Here is an 18,916-nt window from a genome sequence, read left to right as displayed (position 1 = left end):
AAGTCTTGCTTTTTTTTATAGAAATCGGTACTATGGAAGTAAGAAAAATTTTGGAGGAGTCAAATGGAATGGACAACAGAACTTCGGTACAAACGGTATGAAGACTGGACCGAAGAAGAAAAGAAACAAATAAGAGAAAACATGGCTAATTCTCCTTGGCATACTCATTACCATGTCGAACCCAAAACTGGCCTTTTAAATGACCCGAATGGTTTCTCCTATTTTAATGGTAAATGGATTCTCTTTTACCAGAATTTTCCCTTTGGAGCCGCTCACGGATTGAAGTCTTGGGTACAACTGGAAAGTGATGATTTAGTTCATTTTAAAGAAACTGGTCTTAAGGTTTTACCAGACACACCTTTGGATAGCCATGGAGCCTATTCTGGTTCAGCTATGCAATTCGATGACAAACTATTTTTATTCTATACAGGAAATGTACGAGACGAGAACTGGATCCGTCATCCCTACCAAATCGGGGCCCTCTTAGACCAGGATGGAAACCTCGAAAAAATCGACCAAATTCTCATTGATCAACCAAAGGATGCTACCGATCATTTCCGCGACCCACAGATTTTTAAATTCAAAGATCAATACTATACCATCGTCGGTGGTCAAGACCTTGAGAAAAAAGGATTCGTTCGCCTTTACAAAGCGGTGAATAACGACTATACCAACTGGGTTGAAGTGGGCGATCTTGATTTCGACAATGATCGTACAGCATATATGATGGAGTGTCCTAACTTGGTCTTCGTCGGCGAGCAACCTGTCCTTCTTTATTGCCCTCAAGGTTTGGACAAAGCAGTCCTCGACTACGACAATATCTACCCAAATATGTATAAGATTGGGGCTTCCTTTGATCCTGAACAAGCTCGTCTCGTTGACGTATCTGAATTGCACAACTTGGACTACGGCTTCGAAGCCTATGCAACTCAAGGCTTCAACACTCCTGATGGAAGAGCCTTAACGGTTAGCTGGTTAGGTTTACCAGATGTCGCTTACCCATCCGATCGCTATGACCACCAAGGAGCCTTCTCTTTGGTCAAAGAGCTAACCATTCAGGACGGTAAACTTTATCAATATCCGGTTGAAGCTGTAAAAGAGCTCCGCTCTACTTCTTCCGAATTTACAAACAAGGAAACAACCAATAATTGCTACGAGTTAGAATTAACCTTTGAAGCCAATAGCAAAAGTGAGATTGTTCTCCTAGCCGATAAAGAAGGCAAAGGACTTTCTATTACTTTTGATATTGCAAATGGTCAAGTCATTGTCGACCGTAGCCAAGCTGGCGAACAGTATGCCCAAGAGTTTGGAACTACTCGTACTTGCCCGATCAAAAATCAAGCGACAACAGCTACAATTTTCATCGATAACTCGATTTTTGAAATTTTTATCAACAAAGGAGAAAAAGTATTCTCTGGTCGCGTCTTCCCGCATGCTGATCAAACTGGTATCTTGATCAAATCCGGAACACCAACTGGAACATACTACGAACTAGACTATGGTCGCAAAGCTCACTGATGTCGCCAAACTAGCTGGTGTCAGCCCCACGACAGTTTCACGAGTCATTAACAAAAAGGGCTATTTATCTGAAAAAACTGTCTCAAAGGTTAAAGAGGCCATGAGGGAATTGGGCTACAAGCCCAATACGATTGCTCGGAGCCTACAAGGAAAATCAGCCAAGTTAATCGGCTTAATCTTCCCAAAAATCAGCCATGTCTTCTATGCAGAATTAATCGATAAACTGGAAGAAGAACTGTTCAGACATGGGTACAAAACCATCATTTGTAATAGCGAGCATGATTCGGAAAAAGAACGTGAATACATCGAAATGCTAGAAGCCAATCAAGTAGATGGGATTATTTCTGGTAGTCATAATCTGGGAATTGAAGATTATAACCGAGTTACAGCACCTATTATCGCCTTTGACCGGAATCTCTCCCCTGAGATTCCAGTCGTCTCGTCGGATAACTACGCTGGGGGCGTTCTCGCTGCGGAAACCCTTGCCAAGACAGGGGCAAAAAAGATTATCATGCTCACAGGGAATGATAACTCCAATTCCCCAACCGGTCTTCGCCATGCTGGCTTTGCTTCCGTCTTGCCAGAAGCACAAATTATCAATGTTTCCAGTGATTATTCACCCATTCGCAAAGAAATGGAAATCAAGTCCATCTTGACACAGCAAAAACCGGATGCCATTTTTGCGTCTGACGATCTAACGGCTATTTTGGTGATGAAAATCGCTGACGAACTCGGGATTGACATTCCAGAAGACCTGAAGATCATTGGCTATGACGGGACCTACTTTATCGAAAATTATTTCCCCCGTCTCACCACCATCAAGCAACCTTTACAGGAGATTGCTCGCCTGACGGTCGACCTTCTTCTTCAAAAAATCGAAGGAAAAGATGTAAAAACAACAGGCTATTTTCTCCCTGTTAGTGTTTTACCAGGCAAAAGTGTTTAAAAGAGAGTGGGACAGAAATCGGTAATTCGTTAGAATTCGATTTCGTCGTCCCACCTCCGCACAGTTGAGTAGGGCTGTAAAAGCTGATAAAATCAGCGCAGTAGAGCCCACTCAACCACTGCGTCTTGTTAGACAATCCAAAGTCAATTGAGAAGACCGAACTTTTGTACCAGTCTTTTTCCTTATCATGATCAAGCAAAGCTCTATACTCAAAAAGAAACCACCCTCAAAGGTGGTTTCTTTTCTATCTTATTCTGCTTCCGTTACGAATTGACTTAAGACACCATTCACAAACCGAGCAGATTTCTCATCTGAAAATGTTTTAGCTAATTCAATTGCTTCATTCACTGCAACCAGCTGAGGGGTATCAAAGGAAGTGATTTCGAACACACCCAAACGAAGAATGTTTTTCTCCACTAGAGTCAAGCGTTCGACGGTCCATCCAGTTTTCAAGTGTTGGGCAATCTGTTGATCCAATTCATCCTTTGATTGACGAACACCAGATACCAAATTGAGTAGAAAAGCTGGAATTTCCACTTCCTGGTCAGTTTCCTCTTTGTCATGAGTAAAAGCAAATTGACACGCTTCTACAACGTCCCCTTCATACTCTAAACTCATTAGAGCTTGAAAGGCACGCTCCCGTAGATCACGACGTGATTCAAATAAAATATCAGTCATTGAGGAAATCCTCATTAAACAAATCTTTCAAATCAGGTTTCGCTGCTTTTTCAGTCACGATTCCAACCACATGGATATTGACATCATCCAAGGTGACATCTGCCATATTGTAGACAGCTGTTTTTACTGCTTTTTGGATCGCAACCGCTACTTTAGGGACTGCTACACCATACTCTAGATAAAGGTAAATATCAACAGAGATTTGACCATCTTCTTGTGTACGAAGGTAAACCCCACGTCCTAGAGCACGTTTTGAAAGGCTATCCGATACACTCTTGTTTTCAAGAGAATGAACACCATCTACTTTTGCAGTCGCAATCGCAATAATTTTTTCTAGCACACGAGGTGCAATGACGATTTCGCCGTATTGTTCAGTTGCCATAGAAGTTCCTTTCTATCAGACCTATTTTAGAGCTGATTAGGCACGAGAAACGTAAGTTCCTTCAGCTGTATTGATAATCAATTTTTGTCCTGCTTCGATGAAGTCTGGAACGTTTACCACAAGACCTGTTTCCATTGTAGCTGGTTTACCAGAACCTGTAACTGTAGCACCTTTAATAGATGGTTGAGTTTCAGCAACTGTCAATTCAACAGTTGTAGGAACCGTCACCCCAATCACTTCACTTCCGTAGAATTGGATTTTCACTTCTGAGTTTTCAAGGATGTAAAGCAATTCGTTCTCAACATTGACAACAGGAATTTCATATTGGTCATATGTTTCAGTATTCATGAAGTAAGCTGTATCATCCATTTTATACAAGTATTGAGCTGGTACAGTTTCAATAATAGCTTGCTCAAATTTTTCTTCTGGACGGTAGCTTGTATCAAAAGTTGAACCAGTACGAACATCACGCAATTTCATACGCATGATCGTGTTTCCTTTACCTGGTTTGTGGTGGCTCGCTTCCAAAACGCGGATCAATTTTCCATCAGCTGTTTCAAAGGTCATACCAGCTTTCAACTTACTTGCTTCAATCATGTTTTCATACCTCTTTTTAAAAATATATTACTCTTTATTTTATCACAAATGCTCAGATTTCTCAAATCTGTCTCTGCAAATTTCCTTAGATCACAATCAATTCTTTCGGTGCCAAGGTCAAGACTTCACAACCGGTTTCCGTAATCAAGAGATCATCTTCAATCCGAACACCAGACAGGCCTTCAATGTAGATCCCTGGCTCATCTGTCAAGACCATGCCGGCCTTGATAACTTCTTTGGAAGTTTGGCTGAAGTAAGGCTCTTCATGGATATCCAAGCCAATTCCATGACCAATTCCATGAGTAAAGTACTGACCGTATCCTGCAGCCTCAATAATATCTCGAGGAATTTTATCAAAATCACGGAAACCGAGTCCATCCTTGGCTTCAGCAATGAGAGCTTGGTTGGCTTTCAAGACCGTTTCGTAAATTTCTCTTTCCTTGTCGCTGACATGACCTGCATAAATGGTCCGGGTCATATCACTGACGTAATGGTTATAGAGACAGCCAAAGTCCAAAGTCAAGGCATCTCCAGGAGAGATGATGCGATCACTTGGAGTCGCATGGGGCATAGCAGAGCGCTCTCCCGCAGCGGAGATGATATCAAAGGATACACCTGAAGCCCCCAATTCCCGCATTCTGAAATCCAGGAAGGTCGCCGCTTCTAACTCTGTTGTTTGCCCAACCTTGATAAATTCCAGCACGTCTAGGAAGGCTTGATCTGAAATACTGCAGGCCTTGCGGATGGTTGCTACTTCTGTCTCATCTTTAATCAAACGAAACTCCATTACAAAATCAGACAAGGCTCTTAGAGCGACTCCTGAGAAAGCGGTCGCTAGACGGGTATGGTAGCCAACTGTGATCTCATCCTCAAAGCCAAGTTCTTGGATCGCTGCGTCTTTGACAATTTTTGCCGCTTCTTCCAATTCATTGCGGGTCTCCACAATCTCAACAAAGGGGAAACAAGTCGCATGGGCATGAATGGTATAGCGTGAATCAGTGAAGAGAACCACGCGCTCTTCTGTCACCAAAACAGTCCCATTTGATCCCCAGAAATTGGTCAAATAGTAAACATTTTTTAAGTTGTTAATGAGGACAGCTTTTAAATCCTGTGCCTTCATTTTAGTTCGTAGATTTGTAATTCGTTGGTTCATTGTAATTTCCCTTTCAAATACTGTCCTGTAAAACTAGCTGGGTTGCTAGCTACCTCTTCTGGTGTTCCTGTCGCAATAATGGTACCACCACCGACTCCACCTTCAGGGCCTAAGTCGATGATATGGTCCGCTGTCTTAATGACATCCAAGTTGTGCTCAATGACCAAAACGGTATTGCCATCATCCACAAAGCGTTCCAAAACCTTGAGCAAACGAGAGATGTCTTCGGTATGAAGACCTGTTGTAGGCTCATCCAAAATATAAAAAGACTTACCTGTCGAACGCTTATGAAGCTCAGAAGCCAACTTCATCCGCTGGGCTTCTCCTCCTGAAAGTGTCGTTGCCGGTTGTCCTAAGGTCACATAGCCCAAGCCGACATCCTTGATGGTTTGTAATTTGCGATTAATCTTTGGAATATGTTTAAAGAAATCCACCGCATCATTGACGGTCATGTCCAAAATCTGGGAGATATTCTTTTCTTTATAGTGAACTTCTAGGGTTTCACTGTTGTAGCGTCGCCCATGGCAGACTTCACACGGTACATAGACATCCGGTAGGAAATGCATCTCAATCTTGATAATACCATCTCCCGAACAAGCCTCACACCGGCCTCCTTTGACGTTGAAACTAAAGCGGCCTTTTTTGTAGCCTCTAATCTTGGCTTCATTGGTTTGGGCAAAGAGGTCACGAATGTCGTCAAATACACCCGTATAGGTAGCTGGATTGGAGCGTGGAGTGCGGCCAATCGGACTTTGATCAATATCAATCAGTCGATCAATGTGCTCAACTCCTGAAATAGTCTTGTATTTTCCTGGTTTCTCTGAATTACGATTCAATTTTTGAGCCAGCGTTTTTTTCAAAATACTGTTGACCAAGGTGGACTTCCCTGAGCCAGAAACACCTGTTACAGCAATGAACTTGCCCAGCGGGAAGCGTGCTGTCACCTCTTTTAAGTTGTTTTCAGCGGCCCCTGTTAGCTCGATAAAGCGACCGTTACCTACCCGCCGTTCCGTTGGTACGGGGATAGCCCGTTTTCCAGAGAGGTACTGACCGGTGATGGATTTGCTATTGCGAGCTACCTGCTTAGGTGTTCCAGCCGCAACAATCTCGCCACCAAAGACACCGGCTCCTGGACCGACGTCGATCAGGTAATCAGCCTCTCTCATGGTATCCTCATCGTGTTCGACGACAATCAAGGTATTGCCCAAATCGCGCATCTTCTTAAGACTGGCAATCAAACGGTCATTGTCCCGCTGATGAAGACCGATCGAAGGCTCATCCAGGATATAGAGGACACCAGAGAGGTTGGAGCCGATCTGGGTCGCCAAGCGAATCCGCTGACTCTCTCCCCCTGATAGAGTCCCAGCCGAGCGAGATAGAGTCAGATAGCTCAAGCCAACATTGTTCAAGAAGGTCAAGCGATCCTTGACTTCTTTGAGAATCGGACGCGCAATAGTCTCCTCATTCTTGCTTAATTTGAGATTAGCTACTACTTTGAGATGGTCCTCAATGGACAAGTCAGAAATTTGCCCGATATGTAGCCCCTTCTCTCCTCCTACTCGGACAGACAAGGCCTGGTCATTCAAGCGATAACCATGGCAGGTAGCACAAGTCAATTCATTCATGTAGGACAACATCTGGTTGCGGGTAAAGTCGCTAGAGGTTTCGTGGTAACGGCGATTAATATTGGTAACGACCCCTTCAAAAGGAATGTCAATATCGCGAACCCCACCAAATTCATTCTCATAATGAAAATGGAATTCCTTGCCCTCAGAACCATAGAAAACCAAGTGCCGCTCTTCTGGAGACAAGTCTTCAAAGGGCTTGTCCATATCAATCCAAAACTGGATCATGGCCTGTTCCAACATCTGAGGATAGTAGTTAGAAGAAATCGGATTCCAAGGTGCAAGCGCTCCTTCACGGAGAGTCTTGCTAGCATCTGGAACAACCAAATCCAAGTCCACCTCTAGCTTGATCCCTAGTCCATCACAATCCGGACAAGAGCCAAAGGGGGCATTAAAGGAGAAGAGACGAGGTTCCAACTCAGGGACGGTAAAGCCACAAACCGGGCAAGCGTAATGCTCTGAAAAGAGCAGTTCATTATCGTCCATGGTATCGATGACCACGTAGCCATCTGCGATCCGAAGGGCCGCCTCGACCGAATCAAAGAGACGGGACCGAATGCCATCTTTGATGACAATCCGGTCTACGACAACCTCAATTGTGTGCTGCTGGCTTTTGGATAATTCTGGGACCTCCGTCACATCAAAGATCTCGCCATCCACCCGTACTCGGACATAGCCGTCTTTTTGCACCTTTTCGATGATATTCTTGTGTTGGCCTTTTTTCTTACGAACGATGGGCGCTAAGATTTGCAGGCGTTGGCGCTCTGGCAATTCCAAAACTTGGTCAACAATCTGCTCGACCGAAGAAGCCGTAATCGCTCCATGGCCATTGATACAGTAAGGAGTCCCCACACGAGCATATAGAAGGCGTAAGTAATCGTTAATTTCTGTTGTCGTTCCAACCGTTGACCGCGGATTTTTGCTGGTTGTTTTTTGGTCAATGGAAATGGCTGGACTTAGGCCATCAATCGAATCCACATCGGGTTTTTCCATATTTCCTAAAAACTGACGAGCATAAGCTGACAGGCTCTCTACATAACGTCTTTGTCCTTCCGCATAGAGAGTGTCAAAGGCTAAGCTCGATTTCCCAGAACCTGATAGACCAGTGACCACGACCAGCTTATCTCGAGGGATTTCAACATCAATATTTTTTAAATTATGAGCACGCGCTCCATGAATGACAATTTTATCGAGCATTTCTTCCACTTTTCATCAATTTATTTATCCTTCATTATATCAAATTTTTCAGCATTCTTTTATCCAAAAGCGTGATTTTTCTGTTATAATGTTAAGGTGTAAAAAAACAAGGGGAGGCACCATGAAACAGGTCTTTTTATCGACAACGACTGAATTTAAAGAAATAGAGACACTGGAACCCGGTAGCTGGATCAACCTTGTCAATCCTTCCCAAAGTGAATCGATGGAAATCGCCTCTGCTTTTAACATTGATATTGCCGACTTACGGGCACCACTCGATGCGGAAGAAATGTCCCGTATGACCATCGAAGATGAATATACCTTGATCATCGTAGACGTTCCCATCAAGGAAGAGCGGAACAATCAGACCTACTATGTCACCATCCCTTTGGGAATTATCCTAACAGAAGAGACTATCATCACCACTTGCTTGGAAGAGTTGCCTCTCCTAGACACCTTTATCAATCGTCGCTTGCGGAATTTCTATACCTTCATGCGATCCCGCTTCATCTTCCAGATCCTTTATCGCAATGCTGAGCTCTACTTGACCGCACTTCGTACCCTGGATCGTAAGAGTGAACAGATTGAAAGTCAACTGCACAAATCAACGCGTAATGAAGAGCTGATTGAGCTGATGGAATTAGAAAAAACCATCGTCTACTTTAAGGCCTCTCTGAAAACCAATGAGCGCGTGATCAAGAAATTGACCAGTGCCACTAGTAACATCAAGAAATACCTGGAAGACGAGGACTTGTTGGAAGATACCTTGATCGAAACTCAACAGGCCATTGAGATGGCAGATATTTATGGAAACATTCTCCACTCTATGACAGATACCTTCGCATCAATCATCTCCAACAACCAGAACAATATCATGAAAACCTTGGCCATGGTGACCATCGTCATGTCCATCCCAACCATGATCTTCTCGGCTTATGGCATGAACTTTAAGAACAATGATCTCCCCCTCAACGGAGAACCTAATGCTTTCTGGCTCATTATCTTTATTGCCTTTGCCATGACCGGATCGCTCGTTGTCTACCTCATCCATAAAAAATGGTTCTAACACCTACTAATAACACTAAGGAGTATTTATGTCTCAATTTGATTTGACCCAATTAAGTAAAAAAAATCAAGAATTCGTTCGCATCGCTAAACACCAATTGATTGAAAACGGCAAAACAGAAGAAGAGGCTACTAGCCTGATTGAAGAAATTCTTCCAACTATCTTTGAAAACCAACCAAAAGGTGTGACGGCGCGAACTCTCTTTGGAGCGCCAACTGTTTGGGCCAATGCTTTTAGTGATCAGGAACGCTACGAAAAAGAGCATCCAAAAGAGAATGATGCTCCTCATCTCATGATCACAGATTCTTTCCTTCTCGTCTTTGGTCTCTTTGCTGCCATTTCAGCCTTCATGAACTTATTTGCTCCTCAGGGAACCACTTATGGACTCCTCACATTGACTCTTGGTAGCTTGGCTGGAGGGGTTGTGCTCTATTTGATGTATTACTACTTCTACCAATACTACGAAGTTTCTAAACGTGGAATGAAACGGCCTGCTTTAACCAAGTCACTTCCTATCCTAATGTTAGCCATGATTCTTTGGGTTGTGATTCTCATGGTCACTGCTTTGCTCCCACAATTCCTCAATCCGCGTGTACCAAACTGGTTCATGCTCTTACTCGGTGGTGGGGCTCTTCTCCTCCGCTACTATTTGAAGAAAAAATACAATATCAAGAGCGCCAATACAGCACCTCAACGACGCTAAAAAGAAACGGATGAAGTTTTCATCCGTTTTTGTTTTTACTGTATTTACCTGTTCAACCTTTTTGAAAAATAGAGGACTAAGTCATCATTGTTTTCACAAGAACTGTAAGGGTCCAAGGGCTGATCCCTAAACCAAACTCCAGATCCATCTGGGATATAGCCCCGTTTGACATACAGTCTTTGAGCTGGGCCATAACCCGAGTGTAAACCAACCCCTAAAGTAACAATCTCTGATAGTAGCCGGACTCTTTTTTCTGCCTCCTCTATGAGTTGATTCCCAATCCCTCGATTTCTAAATGGTTCAAAAACATTAAAATCAGATAGTTCAGGATAGACTCCCACGAAAGGGCCGTGCTTAGCAGCAGGCAATATAGTGATATAGCCTGCCACAAATCCATCCGACTCAGCTACTAATACGTCCCTCTCTCTATTCTCCTGCTCTTGAAAATAGCTAGTCAAGATATCCTCTCTACCTGGCCACCCTTGGTGGATAAAGGCTTGAGAGATGTGCTCAATATCTGCCTTTATCATCCTCCTGATGATTACACCTTCCTTCATGTTGCGCTCCTTGATACCTTTCTCCCCATCATTATAGCATAATTAGAGCTTGGGAAAGGTCAAAGAGCTTCACACGGACCTAACTCACTATCACATTTCTATGCTAGCAAAAAAAATCCAAAAGGGTCTGAAAAAGAGGTCCACTGGACCTCAACTCGCTCTTACATTTCCAGACTCGTGAAAAAAAGACCCACCCGGGTCTTTTCTTTAATCTTCGTTTACGAAAGGCATCAAAGCCATTACGCGAGCGCGTTTGATAGCTGTTGTTACTTTACGTTGGTTCTTCGCTGAAGTTCCAGTTACACGACGAGGAAGGATTTTCCCACGTTCTGAAACGAAACGGCTAAGAAGCTCAGTATCTTTGTAATCAACATATTCAATTTTGTTTGCTGCGATGTAATCAACTTTTTTACGGCGTTTGAATCCGCCACGACGTTGTTGAGCCATGTTTATTTCTCCTTTATAGTTTTAATTCGTTAAACCCATTCTTAGAATGGTAGATCGTCATCCGAGATGTCCATTGGATTAGCTCCGAATGGATTGTCATCACGTCCAAAGTTTGGTGTTGCGTTTGATGGTTCAGATCCTCCAAAGCTTGGAGCTGCATTTCCTGCAAATCCTCCAGCTGAAGCATAACCACCACCTGCTTGTCCTTCACGATTCGCGCGGCTTTCCAACAATTGGAAGCTGTCCGCTACGACTTCAGTGACATAAACACGTTGACCTTGCTGATTCTCATAATTACGAGTCTGGATACGACCTGTAATCCCAACTAAGGCACCCTTTTTAGCCCAATTCGCTAAATTTTCAGCTTGTTGACGCCAAATCACACAGTTGATAAAGTCCGCATCTCGTTCACCATTTTGGTTTTTAAAATTACGGTTAACCGCGAGTGAGAATGTCGCAACAGCCTGATTTTGAGGGGTATAACGAAGTTCAGCATCTCGAGTCATACGACCTACAAGTACAACATTGTTAATCATTAGTCACCTTCTTTATTCGTTAGGGCTTACGCGTCAACTTTTACGATCATGTGACGAAGAATGTCACCGTTGATTTTTGAAAGACGGTCGAACTCGTTAAGAGCTGCATCGTCGTTCGCTTCAACGTTTACGATGTGGTAAAGTCCTTCACGGAAATCTTGGATTTCGTATGCAAGACGACGTTTTTCCCAATCTTTTGATTCAACAACAGTTGCACCGTTGTCAGTCAAGATAGAGTCAAAGCGTGCTACCAAAGCGTTTTTAGCTTCTTCTTCAATGTTTGGACGAATAATATAAAGAATTTCGTATTTAGCCATTGATATGTTCCTCCTTTTGGTCTAATGACCCCAAGTCTTTGCAAGGGGTAAGTGAGGTTTGCTCACAAGAAACTATTATACCAGACTTCGGGATAGAAGGCAAGTGAAAATACCTTCTCTACATTCTTTTCGAAAAGATTTATTTTTCTTCTATTATTTTCTGTCCTTTTTTACAACAAGGAAATCTCTCCCTTTCCTTAAAGAAAACTGATATCAGTTAGCTTTAAGAAAGGGCCGTTATACTACCTTCACCACAAACAAGAAACGAGGAACGGTTATGAATTATTTAGTCATCCCCGCTTATCAACCCGATCAAAAACTTCTCAAACTGGTAAAAAAACTGAGAGAAAAATGTGACTTCTCCATTATCGTTGTGGACGATGGTAGTTCTGAGGACTGCCAAGCGATTTTTGAAAAGTTAGACGGGCTAGCTACAGTCCTTCACCACGAAACCAACCTTGGAAAAGGAGGGGCTCTCAAAACAGCCTACACCTACATTCAAGAGCAAGGGCAATATGGAACAGTCATTACTGCCGATGCTGATGGTCAACACAAGGTTTGGGATATCTTCCGCGTAGCCAATCAATCGCAAGAAAATCCCAACCAATTGGTTCTAGGGGCACGCGCCTTTTCAGGCAAGGTTCCTTTGCGTTCTGCTTTTGGAAATAAATTGACCCGCTTCTTGTTCAAGCAACAAACAGGGGTCGCTGTGACAGATACGCAGACTGGCCTTCGAGCCTTTACAACCAACATGATCCCCTTTATGTTAGATATCGAGGGACAACGGTATGAGTACGAAATGAATGTGCTCCTCGCAGCTAGCAAGGCCTTTCCCATCTTGGAAGTCCCGATTGAAACAGTCTATATCAATGACAATGAAGGGTCCCACTTCCGTCCTATTCGCGACGGTCTCATGATCTACAAGGACATGTTCAAGTTTGCCCTCTCTTCCCTGAGTAGCTTTATCGTGGATTACCTGGTCTATGCCTTCTTCCTTTTCGTGATGATGGCTGTGCCGATTAGTCTTCGGATCCTCCTTGCAAACGGGATCGCTCGTGTGGCCAGCTCCATCTTTAACTACTCGACCAACAAACGTCTAGTCTTTAAGAACAAAGACAGCCTGGCTCGAACCGGAAGTGGTTACTTGGGACTTGCGATTGGACTCTTTATTCTCGATACGCTCTTGATTCGACTCTTCTATACAAGCTTTGGTCTCCATTTGCTCCTCAGCAAAGTGATCGTCGGACTCTTGCTCTTCGTCGTCTCATGGTTGATTCAGAAAAAAATCATTTTCAAGGAAAGGACTGCACCTACTCATGAAATTCTTTAAAAAATCTTATACCTATGCTGCTTGTTTCGGCATCCTGCTAACAAGCTCCTTCAGCTATTCTATGCTCAAGACCTTTGTCTTATCGGATGCTATCCAAACAGTCAAAGCTACGACCACTGATACCAAGGCGGCTGAGGAGGCAGCAGCCTCTGCTACCACAACAGATACCAGTTACTCCGATGACAATATCCAGGTAAGCCTGACAGAAAAAACAGTTGAAAACACTCAGGTTTACATTGCAGATATTACGGTTAGCTCTTCTGACTACCTAAAAACTGCTTTTGCGCAAAATACCTATGGGACCAATGTGACGGCTAAAACTTCCGTCACTGCAGCTGAGAACAATGCCATTCTAGCCGTCAATGGAGACTACTATGGAGCTAATAGCACCGGCTATGTCATCCGAAATGGAGTGGTCTACCGCGATACCGTTCGGGAAGATTCAAGCAATGGTGACCTGGCCATTTACAAGGATGGATCCTTCAAAATTATCTACGAAGATGAGATCTCTGCGGATCAGTTGGTCAAAGACGGGGTTGTTAATCTCCTTGCCTTCGGACCTTCCTTGGTTGAAGATGGGGAAATTGTCGTTGATACTAACTCAGAGGTCGGGCAATCTATGGCATCAAATCCACGGACAGCGATTGGGATCATCGATGAAAACCACTACATCATTGTCGTCTCGGACGGCCGGACTTCAGAGAGTGAAGGCCTGTCTCTCTACCAATTAGCGGAAGTGATGAAATCGTATGGCGTCAAAACAGCCTACAACCTGGATGGTGGTGGATCTTCTACACTTTACTTCAATGGCCAAGTTATGAACAAACCAACTACAAATGGTACTATCTCAGAAAGGGCGGTGAGTGACATTGTCTACATCGGTTACTAATCCTATCAAACAACGGTTGAAAAAGACCATCCTCTGGTACAGTCTGATTTCAGCTTTCTTCTTCGTCGGAAGTCGCATCTACGAACACTTTAGTTTTGGCGAAACCTCTGCCTTCATGCACTACCTCTTCTTGATTCCTTTGATCGGCGGCACCCTGCTAGTGGCTCTGCAACTAGTGGTAAAAGGCCTTTCTCGACTCACTCTCAATCTTTGGAACTCAGCAGTTGCCACGGCAACTGCTGGAGCCCTCTACCGAGGCATTGTTAAGCTCTCTGGTCGTTCTACAACTCTCGACCAGCCCTACTATTATGTTGCAGGGATCTTCCTAGCCCTTGCCCTTATCAGCCTCTTCTTTGTCCGAAGTGTCTGGGTGGAGAAAACAGCTTAAAACATTCAAAACGTCCGTTTCTAAAATGAAACGGACGTTTTTTTGATTAACCTAATACATGAACGACTTAATCTTGCCGTTTTTTACTTGCTACAAAGCCTGCCAAAGCTAGTGAGGTCATGCCAAAGAGGCTAAGGACTGTTGAAGCCAATTCATCTTGACCTGTTTTTGGAAGACCAGTTGCTGATGTAGCAGCTACTTCTGCTTGACCACCTGTATGATAGGTAACAGCGACTGGTTTGTTTGTTGCAACTTCTTTCCTTTCAGATGTAGTTGGTTGAGCTGGGGTAGCTGGGCCTTTAGATACCGCTGGTTGGACAGGCGTCACTGGAGTTTCCGGTATCTCTAGTGTCGGATTTTCTGGTTGAATCCATGGTTTCACAATCGCTCCACTATGCACCTCTGGGTTTGGCTTGATAACGTCTTTGACCAAAGAAAGAAGGTGGAAATTGATTTGATTGCTCACTTCATAAAGGAAATCATTTTCCGATGCACGATACCCCGCTGGGAGATCCACATGAACACGATAGGAGCCGTTCATCAACATGGTCTCAAAGCGTTTCAAATCATAGATACTTTGTGGGAGAAGGCGACTGATACCATCATTCCCCACCACTTTTACGACTGTTCCTGTCGGAACCGGCTGATCAAATCCAATAGTGAGTTTGTTTTCATCTAAATAATGGAAGGCAAAGGTCACTTTCGGATGTGGATTTTCGGCTGAAACCGTCACCTTCTTCACTAGTTCTGTTCCCCAATCATAATGGTAATCAGACAAGGTGATTTTCACTGTATAAGTGCCAAAAGGTAATTCTGGGAAGGTGCCAGCATTGTAGGACGCATTGAACTCTCCTTCTACTACACGGCCTTGGTCATCCACTACCTGATAACGAACGACGGATGGATAATACGAAATGACTTCTCCACTGCTATCTGTGAAGACCACCTCCAAGGTACTCTTTTCAGCCTTTGGTTTTTCAGTCTCTGTCTCGCCTGGTTGTTCATCTGAACTGGCTTCATTCGTCGAAGTCGTTGCCTCTACTTTCTTTCCTTCGATGTCCATCTCAGTGGTATTGTAGACCTTATCCCAGATGGTATAGCGAACAGTAGAAGGGTCAACCCCTTCCGGAAGCAGATAGCTACCGTCCTCTTGGGGTTCCAAGGCCACGGTTTCCCCATTTTTGACGTAGGACAGATAAGTCCCTGCTAGTCCACTACCAGTTTCGATCACCTTACCTGGTCGGAAAATCCGTGTTGCTGGATCGTACTGAGCACTTCCAGACTCGATGCTTGGAGCCGTATTGTCAATCTTAACCTTGAAGTTAAGCTCTTGTTGCTTGGCCCCTGAAGCAGTTGGACGGTAGGTGATCACAAATTGGTATTCCCCATCTGGTAATTGCTTGCCGTCTTTGTCCAAACCTTCCCAAGAGATTTCATAGAACTCTTCGCTACGATTCCCAATCCGGTAACTCCAGTCCGTCTTACGGTGGACTTCATTTCCAACCTCGTAAATTGGGTTGCTACGAGCTGTGTCATCCTTCTTGTAGACTGATAGGTGGACATTTTCAACATTGCGAAGCATGACGGCTTTGACCTTGACACTATCAAAGCTGGAATCACTGTTTGGAGAGAAGTAGAGTTGGTCCCCATCAAAGCGATCCCCATCCTGGCCAAGAGTTTTGGCTACAGATTCTCCATTTTCATAGACATAACTGATCAAAGATGTAAAGTGATTGTCTGGATGACGCTCTGGCGTTTCTGGGACCTTTTCATCTGGATAATCCGTTTTGTCCTTGTAGTAGTAAAACGGCTTGTCGCTGCCTGTGTATTCGTAGATTGGCTTTTCAATGCCACGCAGATTTTGGTAATCTCCATGGAAGCCAACATAAGGGAGGCTGACCAGATGTTTTTGGGTGCCGGCATCTTTGACCAGTACAAACCCTTCTAAGAAATAACCATTTGGCATTTGCTTGCTGAGCTCTTCCTTGTACTTGCTCGCATCAACCGTTACATGGATGGTCCGCTGACCATTGGCTGGGATAGTGACCGTTTCCTTACCGTCTAAAGTTTCTAATAGACGAGGATGGAGGGTGAATTTGCCATCTTGAACTTGATCTGTCTGAAGGGTCGTTTCATAACGAACGGACTTCTCTTGATTGGAAAGATTGTGGATGGTCACGTCAAACTCAAAAGTATCTGTGACATTACCTAGTGTCAGACTACTTTTAGCATCTTTCGCCGTTACATAGAGATCTCCTAGAGCTGCAGCTGTGACATCCATGACCCCTGCTCCTTGCTGACGAACAGAGGAATAGGCATGCGTTTCCTCATCCACATGCGGGACAGCTGTACTCATGGTCATCTGTTTGACAAGAACTTGTAACTGTTCTGGACTGAGATGAGGGAAGCGCTCCTTCAAGGCTTGTTTCACCAGTGCAGTGGCACCCGCTGCGTGAGGAGAGGCCATACTGGTCCCCCTATCCATATAGTACTCTCCATTATTAACAGATGAGTAGATCATCCCTCCAGGAAGTGTGACATCCGGTTTGAGGTCACCATCAGCTGATAGTCCCCAAGAAGAAAAGTCGGATAATTGATTGGCTGCGTCGTACGGCACCCGTTTGAATTTGTTGGCAATATGGAGCTGGTAGTCCTTGGCATGTTGAGCTAAGACACTTCCAGCATCGTGGCCAATAACCCCAACTGGGAATCGCTCTCCCAATCCTTCTAAGTCAAATCCTACAGGATTATTGCCCTGCTCCTCAGTCTGGTAGAAGATCACCCCTGTAGCACCAGCTCTTTTGAGCTCTTTGACCTTATCCACATCCGAAACTTCCCCACCTCGCTCCGTAAGGACTAAGTGCCCATTGATACTATCAGCTTGGTAGTGGTCGATCCCTCCCTTTTCCACATGGAGATAGCTTTGAGGGATGGTTGTCCGAAAAGCGTCACGTTCTACAAAGGAGTGCATCGGAATTTTGCCATCTGGGAAGTCTTTCGAACCTTTTAAGGCTTCTACGGTCAGGCTTGCTTCTGTCGACTCATGCTTGGTGAGACTATTAATAGACGCGACTGAGATGACATTTGGGTTGACAGATGGGGTTCCTGTCATCCCATAATCCGGTGTGCTTGCAAGAGGTTTGCTGTGCCAGAAGCCATTGGTCGCCATATTGGTAGAGGCAACTGTAATGGTCACCCCCGCCTTTCTCGCTGCCTCAAAGGCCTGGCGCGTGATTTCTCCCACATCATAAATCGAGCCTGATGCAGTTCCCAAACTCATATTGATGGAATCAGCCCCTAATTTGACGGCGTCTTCCACTGCCTTGGTATAGATGAAATTTTGCACCTGACCGCCCTTGGTGTCTGAGAAAACACGCAAAAACATAAGCTGGGCTTCGGGAGCGACACCTCGGATAATCTCACCATTTGGGGATGGTTGAGAGGCATTTCCCACAGCGGTTCCAGCTACGTGGGCACCGTGAGAGATTGGATCATCTTCTTTAACATTGTCATCCATATCACTATAGTTGTGAACGTAGACGACTTTATTGTTGTACCATTTACCATAAGTGATGCCGGCCTTCTTCTTAGCCTCTTCAATTTCCGCTTCACTCTTGTACTTGGCCTTGCTGATATCTGTTAGACGAAAAATATCGTGGGCAGGGTCGACCCCCGAATCGATGACCGCTACAACCTGACCTTGACCCTTAATCCCCTTATCCCAGAGTGGCTGTAAATTGATCAGACTATTTTCTTCACTGACCTTGGTCCTAGTTGAAGTCGGTGATGCAGGAGCAGGCTGGTTTTCCTCCACTCTAGTCCGACCTAGTGGAGCATAATCTAGGGCATCTACACGCGCTAGTCCCCGAATCTTTTTAGCATCTCCATAAGTCGTCTCTAGAGCCAGTCCATTAAAGAGCAAATTAACGTCATACAATTTTTTGAACTGAATGGATTGCTTTTCGAGTTCTTTCAAAAATTGTTCATGATCTTGGTTGGTTTGTTCGATACGCGCTTCTTTTGAGACTGGTGATGATTCTCCAACCCCACCAGAAACTTTTTCTTTCAGACGAACTAGGACCTCAACTGGACTTGAATCCTCTAGAGTTTCTTTCGCTACTTCCTTGGGAGTGTCCTTCGTAGCAAGCTCAGGATTAGCTGTTGGACTTGCCATAACAGAAGCTGACAAGGTCTTCTCTTCTTTTGGTTTCTCATTTGAAGGATCGCTAGTAGCTGAAGAGGTAGTTTGTGGTTGCTTGGTTTGGTCCTTACCATCAGTCTCTGCTGGAACATGGACAGTAGAAGGCACTTCTTCTATCGGACTAGCAGGGGTATCCTCCTTAGTAACCGTATTGGGCTCAATTCCCTTTTCATTTGTCACTGTGCTATCAGGTACTACGGCTGATGACTCGACTGTGGATGGTGCTGGTGTTACAGTATCGGCCGAAACCACTGATCCCATCAAGACCATACCGATTAAAACGGAAGCAACTCCAACCGCATATTTACGAATGGAAAAACGTTGTTGTCGATGAAATTCCATAAAAACTCCTTTTTATATACCAGGTTCAGGTGGCTGTTACACCA

17 protein-coding genes are annotated in these 18,916 nt (G+C 44.3%); 7 read left to right on the top strand and 10 right to left on the bottom strand.

What is annotated here, in order from left to right; translation table 11 throughout:
- Nucleotides 1–63 precede the first annotated feature (63 nt).
- Entirely contained in the window at nucleotides 64–1,518 is a 1,455-nt protein-coding gene (locus tag ACOXXR_RS01825; protein ID WP_129822436.1) for a sucrose-6-phosphate hydrolase, read from the top strand.
- Nucleotides 1,499–2,464 (top strand): LacI family DNA-binding transcriptional regulator, encoded by a 966-nt coding sequence (locus tag ACOXXR_RS01820; protein WP_129822437.1) that lies wholly within the window; start codon nucleotides 1,499–1,501, stop codon nucleotides 2,462–2,464. Before ACOXXR_RS01825 ends, ACOXXR_RS01820 begins: the two co-directional genes overlap by 20 nt.
- Nucleotides 2,465–2,713: 249 nt before the next feature.
- Here the strand turns inward: ACOXXR_RS01820 and nusB are convergent, their stop codons facing one another.
- From nusB to uvrA, 5 genes are all read right to left on the bottom strand, one after another.
- Nucleotides 2,714–3,142, bottom strand: a complete 429-nt coding sequence (gene nusB, locus ACOXXR_RS01815) for a transcription antitermination factor NusB (protein ID WP_048691133.1) — start codon at nucleotides 3,140–3,142, stop codon at nucleotides 2,714–2,716.
- Nucleotides 3,135–3,524, bottom strand: a complete 390-nt coding sequence (locus tag ACOXXR_RS01810) for an Asp23/Gls24 family envelope stress response protein (RefSeq protein ID WP_006595687.1) — start codon at nucleotides 3,522–3,524, stop codon at nucleotides 3,135–3,137. Before ACOXXR_RS01810 ends, nusB begins: the two co-directional genes overlap by 8 nt.
- A 36-nt stretch (nucleotides 3,525–3,560) precedes the next feature.
- Entirely contained in the window at nucleotides 3,561–4,121 is a 561-nt protein-coding gene (efp, locus tag ACOXXR_RS01805) for an elongation factor P (protein WP_006595686.1), read from the bottom strand.
- Nucleotides 4,122–4,206: 85 nt separating this feature from the next.
- Entirely contained in the window at nucleotides 4,207–5,274 is a 1,068-nt protein-coding gene (locus ACOXXR_RS01800; RefSeq protein WP_287516850.1) for a M24 family metallopeptidase, read from the bottom strand.
- Entirely contained in the window at nucleotides 5,271–8,096 is a 2,826-nt protein-coding gene (gene uvrA / locus ACOXXR_RS01795) for an excinuclease ABC subunit UvrA (RefSeq protein WP_445278624.1), read from the bottom strand. The genes ACOXXR_RS01800 and uvrA overlap by 4 nt, the downstream gene beginning before the upstream one ends.
- Before the next feature lie 121 nt (nucleotides 8,097–8,217).
- Between uvrA and ACOXXR_RS01790 the strand changes: the two genes are divergently transcribed.
- Nucleotides 8,218–9,162, top strand: a complete 945-nt coding sequence (locus ACOXXR_RS01790) for a magnesium transporter CorA family protein (RefSeq protein ID WP_445278623.1) — start codon at nucleotides 8,218–8,220, stop codon at nucleotides 9,160–9,162.
- Nucleotides 9,163–9,190: 28 nt separating this feature from the next.
- Entirely contained in the window at nucleotides 9,191–9,865 is a 675-nt protein-coding gene (locus tag ACOXXR_RS01785; protein ID WP_445278622.1) for a DUF1129 family protein, read from the top strand.
- A 44-nt stretch (nucleotides 9,866–9,909) separates the two neighbouring features.
- On the opposite strand, the gene ACOXXR_RS01780 is transcribed toward ACOXXR_RS01785, so the two are convergent.
- From ACOXXR_RS01780 to rpsF, 4 genes are all read right to left on the bottom strand, one after another.
- Complete coding sequence (locus ACOXXR_RS01780) at nucleotides 9,910–10,422, bottom strand: GNAT family N-acetyltransferase (RefSeq protein ID WP_445278621.1); 513 nt, start codon at nucleotides 10,420–10,422, stop codon at nucleotides 9,910–9,912.
- Between the two features lie 207 nt (nucleotides 10,423–10,629).
- Nucleotides 10,630–10,869, bottom strand: a complete 240-nt coding sequence (gene rpsR, locus ACOXXR_RS01775; RefSeq protein WP_000068664.1) for a 30S ribosomal protein S18 — start codon at nucleotides 10,867–10,869, stop codon at nucleotides 10,630–10,632.
- A 41-nt stretch (nucleotides 10,870–10,910) separates the two neighbouring features.
- Nucleotides 10,911–11,405 carry a single-stranded DNA-binding protein gene (locus ACOXXR_RS01770; RefSeq protein ID WP_006595680.1) on the bottom strand — a complete coding sequence of 165 codons (495 nt, stop codon included), beginning with the start codon at nucleotides 11,403–11,405 and terminating at the stop codon, nucleotides 10,911–10,913.
- A gap of 26 nt (nucleotides 11,406–11,431) precedes the next feature.
- Nucleotides 11,432–11,722, bottom strand: a complete 291-nt coding sequence (gene rpsF / locus ACOXXR_RS01765) for a 30S ribosomal protein S6 (protein WP_006595679.1) — start codon at nucleotides 11,720–11,722, stop codon at nucleotides 11,432–11,434.
- A 277-nt stretch (nucleotides 11,723–11,999) separates the two neighbouring features.
- On the opposite strand from rpsF, the gene ACOXXR_RS01760 reads away from it, so the two are divergent.
- The 3 genes from ACOXXR_RS01760 to ACOXXR_RS01750 are packed head-to-tail and all read left to right on the top strand — an operon-like array spanning nucleotide 12,000 to nucleotide 14,329.
- Nucleotides 12,000–13,052, top strand: a complete 1,053-nt coding sequence (locus ACOXXR_RS01760; RefSeq protein ID WP_445278620.1) for a glycosyltransferase — start codon at nucleotides 12,000–12,002, stop codon at nucleotides 13,050–13,052.
- Entirely contained in the window at nucleotides 13,039–13,941 is a 903-nt protein-coding gene (locus ACOXXR_RS01755) for a phosphodiester glycosidase family protein (RefSeq protein ID WP_445278619.1), read from the top strand. The genes ACOXXR_RS01760 and ACOXXR_RS01755 overlap by 14 nt, the downstream gene beginning before the upstream one ends.
- A complete protein-coding gene (locus ACOXXR_RS01750) occupies nucleotides 13,922–14,329 on the top strand; it encodes a hypothetical protein (RefSeq protein ID WP_445278861.1) in 408 nt (135 codons plus the stop codon). The genes ACOXXR_RS01755 and ACOXXR_RS01750 overlap by 20 nt, the downstream gene beginning before the upstream one ends.
- A gap of 67 nt (nucleotides 14,330–14,396) precedes the next feature.
- Here ACOXXR_RS01750 and ACOXXR_RS01745 read toward each other — a convergent pair whose 3' ends face one another.
- Nucleotides 14,397–18,872, bottom strand: coding sequence for an SGO_0316/SGO_0317 family LPXTG-anchored serine peptidase (locus ACOXXR_RS01745; protein ID WP_445278618.1), 4,476 nt, complete (start codon nucleotides 18,870–18,872; stop codon nucleotides 14,397–14,399).
- Nucleotides 18,873–18,916: the final 44 nt, after the last annotated feature.

This window comes from Streptococcus sp. KHUD_013 (genome assembly GCF_052588545.1).
The sequence above is the reverse complement of the archived record's forward strand: the minus strand, read 5'-3'. Positions and strand labels throughout refer to the sequence as shown.